Source organism: Neisseria sp. P0009.S007, assembly GCF_051962515.1.
Map to the genome: position 1 here is coordinate 1 of NZ_JBQCVF010000130.1, position 4,910 is coordinate 4,910.

7 protein-coding genes are annotated in these 4,910 nt (G+C 44.4%); 6 read left to right on the forward strand and 1 reads right to left on the reverse strand.

Features of this window, described 5'->3' with window-relative positions; genetic code table 11:
* Positions 1-192: 192 nt before the first annotated feature.
* Genes ACTHS3_RS10160 through ACTHS3_RS10180 form a run of 5 tightly spaced genes read left to right on the forward strand, consistent with a single transcriptional unit; the run spans position 193 to position 3,476 of the window.
* A complete protein-coding gene (locus ACTHS3_RS10160; RefSeq protein ID WP_004519798.1) occupies positions 193-858 on the forward strand; it encodes a pilus assembly FimT family protein in 666 nt (221 codons plus the stop codon).
* 15 nt (positions 859-873) lie between these two features.
* Positions 874-1,521 (forward strand): type IV pilus modification protein PilV, encoded by a 648-nt coding sequence (gene pilV / locus ACTHS3_RS10165; protein ID WP_198400584.1) that lies wholly within the window; start codon positions 874-876, stop codon positions 1,519-1,521.
* A gap of 2 nt (positions 1,522-1,523) precedes the next feature.
* Entirely contained in the window at positions 1,524-2,459 is a 936-nt protein-coding gene (locus ACTHS3_RS10170) for a PilW family protein (protein ID WP_004519800.1), read from the forward strand.
* Positions 2,438-2,983, forward strand: coding sequence for a pilus assembly PilX family protein (locus tag ACTHS3_RS10175; RefSeq protein ID WP_004519801.1), 546 nt, complete (start codon positions 2,438-2,440; stop codon positions 2,981-2,983). The genes ACTHS3_RS10170 and ACTHS3_RS10175 overlap by 22 nt, the downstream gene beginning before the upstream one ends.
* 4 nt (positions 2,984-2,987) lie before the next feature.
* Positions 2,988-3,476, forward strand: coding sequence for a PilX family type IV pilin (locus tag ACTHS3_RS10180; RefSeq protein ID WP_004519802.1), 489 nt, complete (start codon positions 2,988-2,990; stop codon positions 3,474-3,476).
* 51 nt (positions 3,477-3,527) lie between these two features.
* Here ACTHS3_RS10180 and ACTHS3_RS10185 read toward each other — a convergent pair whose 3' ends face one another.
* A complete protein-coding gene (locus ACTHS3_RS10185; RefSeq protein WP_004519803.1) occupies positions 3,528-4,148 on the reverse strand; it encodes a Smr/MutS family protein in 621 nt (206 codons plus the stop codon).
* 136 nt (positions 4,149-4,284) lie between these two features.
* On the opposite strand from ACTHS3_RS10185, the gene ACTHS3_RS10190 reads away from it, so the two are divergent.
* Positions 4,285-4,662: a hypothetical protein gene (locus ACTHS3_RS10190; RefSeq protein WP_004519804.1), complete on the forward strand. Its 378-nt coding sequence runs from the start codon at positions 4,285-4,287 to the stop codon at positions 4,660-4,662.
* The last annotated feature ends 248 nt before the right edge of the window (positions 4,663-4,910 follow it).

Consider the following 4,910-nt stretch of genomic DNA (forward strand, 5'->3'; position numbering starts at 1 on the left):
GCCTATGTTCCAGAATCCATGTTGATGGAAGATTGAGACAGATTGTCTGAAAAACTAACCGAATTTCATATTTCATTAGTCACGCATTACAAAATCGTTTAAAATAAATCTAATAAAAGCAAAAGCATTGCCACAGGCAAATGCAAAAGAGAAAACGTCAGTTACCCAACACATTACTACCAAAAATCACTCATGTATCAGACACAAAAAGGCTTCACCCTAATTGAGTTGCTGATCGTCATTACTATTGCAGCAGTAATGGCCGTCATCGCACTTCCCAATATGAATCAATGGATTGCCTCCAGACGTGCAGCATCGCAAGCAGAGCAAATTGCCAATCTGCTGCGCTTCGCGCGAAATGAGGCCGTCCGTCTCAATCTTCCCGTTTACATCTGCCCGGTCAAAATCAAATCCGATGGCTCGCCCAATAATGGTTGCGATTCCAAATATGCCGGTAATGGTATGTTGGCCTACGCCGATAAAAACGAAGACTTACGCTATCAAAACGATACTGTCGATTTATCCATCCGCTCCATTATCCTTAATGGAGATACTGACAAAGTGGAATACAGCTTTAACTATATCCCTATCGGCAATGACCGTTCTGCCCTCTCTGCTTCAGCTCCAAAAGAAGTCTGGTGGAGATTTCTTCCCAATGGTACATTTGGCCATTCAATCGATGGAAAGAATTATCAATTTTCAGACGGCCACATCAAAATCAGCCTGACGGATAAATCCGCCACCGATGCTGAAACCAAGAAAGCCCGTGCTACCGTACTTTTAATCAATGGCAATGGGCATGTCGAAATCTGTGCTAAAAACGATGAGCGCAAAATGTGCGAATACTCTTCCAAATAATAACAACGGTATCTTATGAACATTACTAATCCTACTCATCTCAGATTATTTAAAGGCCGTCTGAAAACGAGCTCAACAAGCTTTACTCCAAAACTTCAATCAGGCATGACCCTGATTGAAGTTTTGATTGCCATGTTTGTCCTTGCTATCGGCGTACTGGCCCTTCTGGCTGTTCAATTACGTACCGTATCCAACGTGCGTGAGTCTGAAAATCAAACCACAGTCGCCCAAATTACGCAAAATTTGATTGAAGGCATGCTCATTAATCCGACGCTCTTTGAAGAAACCGATACTGCAGGCGAAAAAACTACCCGTTATAAAAAATCCTACGATGCCTACCTCAAATCAGACTCTAAACAAACTGCAAAATTTGAAGCCAAAATGACCAAAGCGCAACTTGCGCAGGCGCAAATTGCCCAGTTTAAGGCCGACTTAGCCAAAGCCCTTCCCGAAGCCCAAGTCTTCTCGACCATCTGTAAAGATTCTTCCGGTGCAGAGCCGACTTACGAAAATGGGTTTAACGCAAAATGCGATGGCAAAGGCGACACGACCATCGTGAAAGTTTTATGGTTGCAAGATGTCGAAGAAGAAAATAGCGCAAAAAATCTCAACACATCGGGGCATCACGTTGTCTATACCTACCAATCACGCGTAAGAGACTAACAATGAACAATAAACGCTTACTCAACCATATTCCCAATAAAACCGCGATGCGCGGTTTTAGCATCCTTGAATTTCTGGTTGCCAGCCTGCTCAGCATGATCGTCCTAATGGCTGTCAGCTCCACCTACTTTACTGCACGCGGATTGAACAAATCTGCTAACGCCCGTATCGGTATCCAACAAGATTTGCGCAACGCCGCCAATATGATCGTCCGCGATGCGCGTATGGCAGGTAATTTCGGCTGCTTCAATATGGCGAATTTTCCTGCCTCTGCAGTGATAGAAGACAAAAGCTCAGATGAATATGCCTTGAAAACAGCCGGTGTTAATAAGCTGTTACCTGTTAAAGAAATCAATAAATTAAGCTATACCGGCTTTGCTCAAACCGGCAAAGCCCTGCTGTTCCAATACGGTATCGACAAAGCAGACTCAACTGAAAAAACTGCCATTGCCAGCAGCTGCTACGGTATTGCCAAACCTCACACAGAAATTAAAGATTTGGCTGCGGCAAAATCGGCTTTAAAAATTACCAACTCTGATCAAGACGGCAGTATCGCCATCATGAAACATGAAATAATTGCCTACGCTGTCGGTAAACTTGGCAAAGAGATCGGCTTATTCCGTTTCCAATTATCTGATGATGGCTCATGGAACAACCCACAGCTACTGATTAAAGATATCGAGTCTATGAAAATCCATTATTTTTATGCCAACTGTTCCGATGCGCCCAATGCATCTACCAGTGCCACAAGTGAAGAAAACTTTGTGCGTGCAGATAAATTGGATATCTCACCTGAGGCTAAATCTCCGGCTTCTATCCAAATCGTACTGAATGGCGGCAGCATTGATTCCTCAACAGAAAAAGACAATAAAGTCGATATCTATAATATTAATGCCACTATCCGCGGAGGAAACGTATGCGCCGACCGATCACTCTAATCAAACCTGACCGGCAGCAGGGCTATGCTTTGTTTATCGTCTTAATGATGATGGTCGTCATCGCCCTGCTCGTGGTCACAGCCACCCAGTCCTACAATACTGAACAGCGTATCAGCACCAATGATGCCGACCGCAAACTGGCAACCACCCTAGCAGAAGCGGCACTGCGTGAAGGTGAAAATCAAATTTTTGATATTGAAGGTAAAAAGACTACTTTTACCGCAAAATGTGAAAAAGGTTTATGTTCCACACCAAACGTAAAATCCAATGGCGATTTTACTGAAGAGGGTAGCCCAACCGTAGATGCTTGGAAGCGCAAATGCGACAAAAACCTGTGTATTGACGCCAATGGTACGGAATATCCTTTAGATAAAAAAAGCGGCATCGCAAACAATCCACGCTACATTATCGAATATTTAGGCAAAACTACTGAGGGTCGAATTACCTACCGTGTTACAGCCAAGGCATGGGGTAAGAATGCCAATACCCAAGTCATTCTTCAGTCTTACGTTGCCAGCGAATAATAAAATGAATACCACCTCTACCCAACAACTAGGCTTTACGCTGGTTGAGATGATGATTGCCGTCGCCATCTTAGCCATTCTAAGCATCATTGCCATTCCCTCTTACAACCGCTACATTGAACGCGGCTACCAATCACAAGCGCATGCCGAGTTAGTCGCCATCAATTCCGCTTTTAAAAACCAGATGGTTAAAAATCCAAAGTGGAAAACTGATGAGGTTAAAACTCAGTTGGATGACTTTATTTCCTCATATAAAGGCCATAAAGATTTGGCAGACAAATACAAATACTCCGCCGAAATGATTGATGCTAGTACAAGCCGAGCCTATCGTTTGAAAGCCATACCCACCAAAACAGGCTATACCCTTTCCGTTTGGATGGATAGTTTGGGCAATGCTTACAAATGCACTGATATTGATTCAGCCAATAATTTCAAAACCGCAATGACCAATGGAAAAGGTTGCGAATCAATTTCCAAAAAGAAATCTTCTTAGTCTGACAACCATAAAAAAGCAGTGTCATTTTATCGACACTGCTTTTTTATTTTACTGCTTCCAATCATCGTCCCGACGTTGACGCTTCAACAAGATCCTGACTGCGCCATCATTGCCTTGTCGAGGCTCGACATAAGCCAACACATCAGGATGCTGCATCAACCAGCGACGCGTCATATTTTTCAAAACCGGTTTATAGCCTGCAGAACCCAAGCCACTACCGTGGACAATCTCTCCGCAAACGCCGCGTTTTTTCGTAAACTCAATAAATTCGTTCAATACCTGCTGCGCTTCCTCCTGCGTATAGCCGTGCAAATCTACATCCGCCACCACGGGATAATGGCCGTTTCGCAAACGCATCAAATCATTTTTACCCTGCCCGTTTTTACTGAACGAAGCCGGCGGCTCTTCCCAGCCGCCGTTGCCCACATAAAAATAATCTTCCTGCTCCAAAGTCGCCATTTCTTTAGGTCGCGGCTTGATAGGTGATTTATCACGAGGCTGTTCATAATAGTTGCCGGCATTTTTCAACGGCGTAACCTTGCCAACCGCCTTGCTGAAATCTACATCCTCTACCAGCTTTTTAGCCTTCGCTTCGGCTTCCCGCTCCGCGGCTTCCTTTTTCGCCTGTTTGCCCAAAGCCTTCAGCGTTTCTTGAAAGTTTGCCGTCATGGTTTGTCCTTTCCAAAAAATTGATTGCGCACATTATAGCAAACCCGGCTACAAGGCCGTCTGAAAGACTCTTATCATCGCTTCTTGTTTAGGGTATAGTATTAACGCATTGCCAGTCTTATAAAAGAGAGAAAATATGTTTAAACGCCCGGAAGAAATCATCGTCTTGATCCTTGCCCTATTATGGGTCGGACTCAGCTACTACTTTGCCGCCATCCTGATTTCAGATGCCTACACCATTCTCCTGATTACCGTACTGACTTTTGTTTGGGTGGCCATCTGTTTCCTTTTATGGCAACGCAACTTAAGCCGTCATATTTGGCCGCTGTTCCTCGGCAGCCTGGTTGCCTGCTGGTGGCCATACTTCACTTGGCTTGCAAGCGATGTTCCCGAAGGCACATGGTATTCAGGCTGGACATTCAAATCCATTATTGCTCTGATTCCCGTTGTTGCCGCTTATGTTTTCAAGTGGAAACGGAGCCGAAAAAACAAAATCGGCAATACCCTTGCCTGATACCTCGCGCCGTCTTTTTCAGACGGCGTTTTCTATATCTGACATAACGCTCAGACTGTCAACAATCCCAATAAAATGCTATACTCTTCACACGATTTAACACCCTAAAACAGGCCGTCTGAAAGACTTATCAAGATGATCAGCAAACAAGAATACCAAGCCCAAGCCACACAAGGTTACAACCGCATTCCACTCGTTCAAGAGCTGCTTGCCGACTTGGACACACCGCTCTCAATCTACCTCAAACT

Coding starts and splice junctions, on each gene's coding strand:
- ACTHS3_RS10160 (WP_004519798.1), top strand. CDS start 193: ATGTATCAGACACAAAAAGGCTTCACCCTAATTGAGTTGCTGATCGTC.
- pilV (WP_198400584.1), top strand. CDS start 874: ATGAACATTACTAATCCTACTCATCTCAGATTATTTAAAGGCCGTCTG.
- ACTHS3_RS10170 (WP_004519800.1), top strand. CDS start 1,524: ATGAACAATAAACGCTTACTCAACCATATTCCCAATAAAACCGCGATG.
- ACTHS3_RS10175 (WP_004519801.1), top strand. CDS start 2,438: ATGCGCCGACCGATCACTCTAATCAAACCTGACCGGCAGCAGGGCTAT.
- ACTHS3_RS10180 (WP_004519802.1), top strand. CDS start 2,988: ATGAATACCACCTCTACCCAACAACTAGGCTTTACGCTGGTTGAGATG.
- ACTHS3_RS10185 (WP_004519803.1), bottom strand. CDS start 4,148: ATGACGGCAAACTTTCAAGAAACGCTGAAGGCTTTGGGCAAACAGGCG.
- ACTHS3_RS10190 (WP_004519804.1), top strand. CDS start 4,285: ATGTTTAAACGCCCGGAAGAAATCATCGTCTTGATCCTTGCCCTATTA.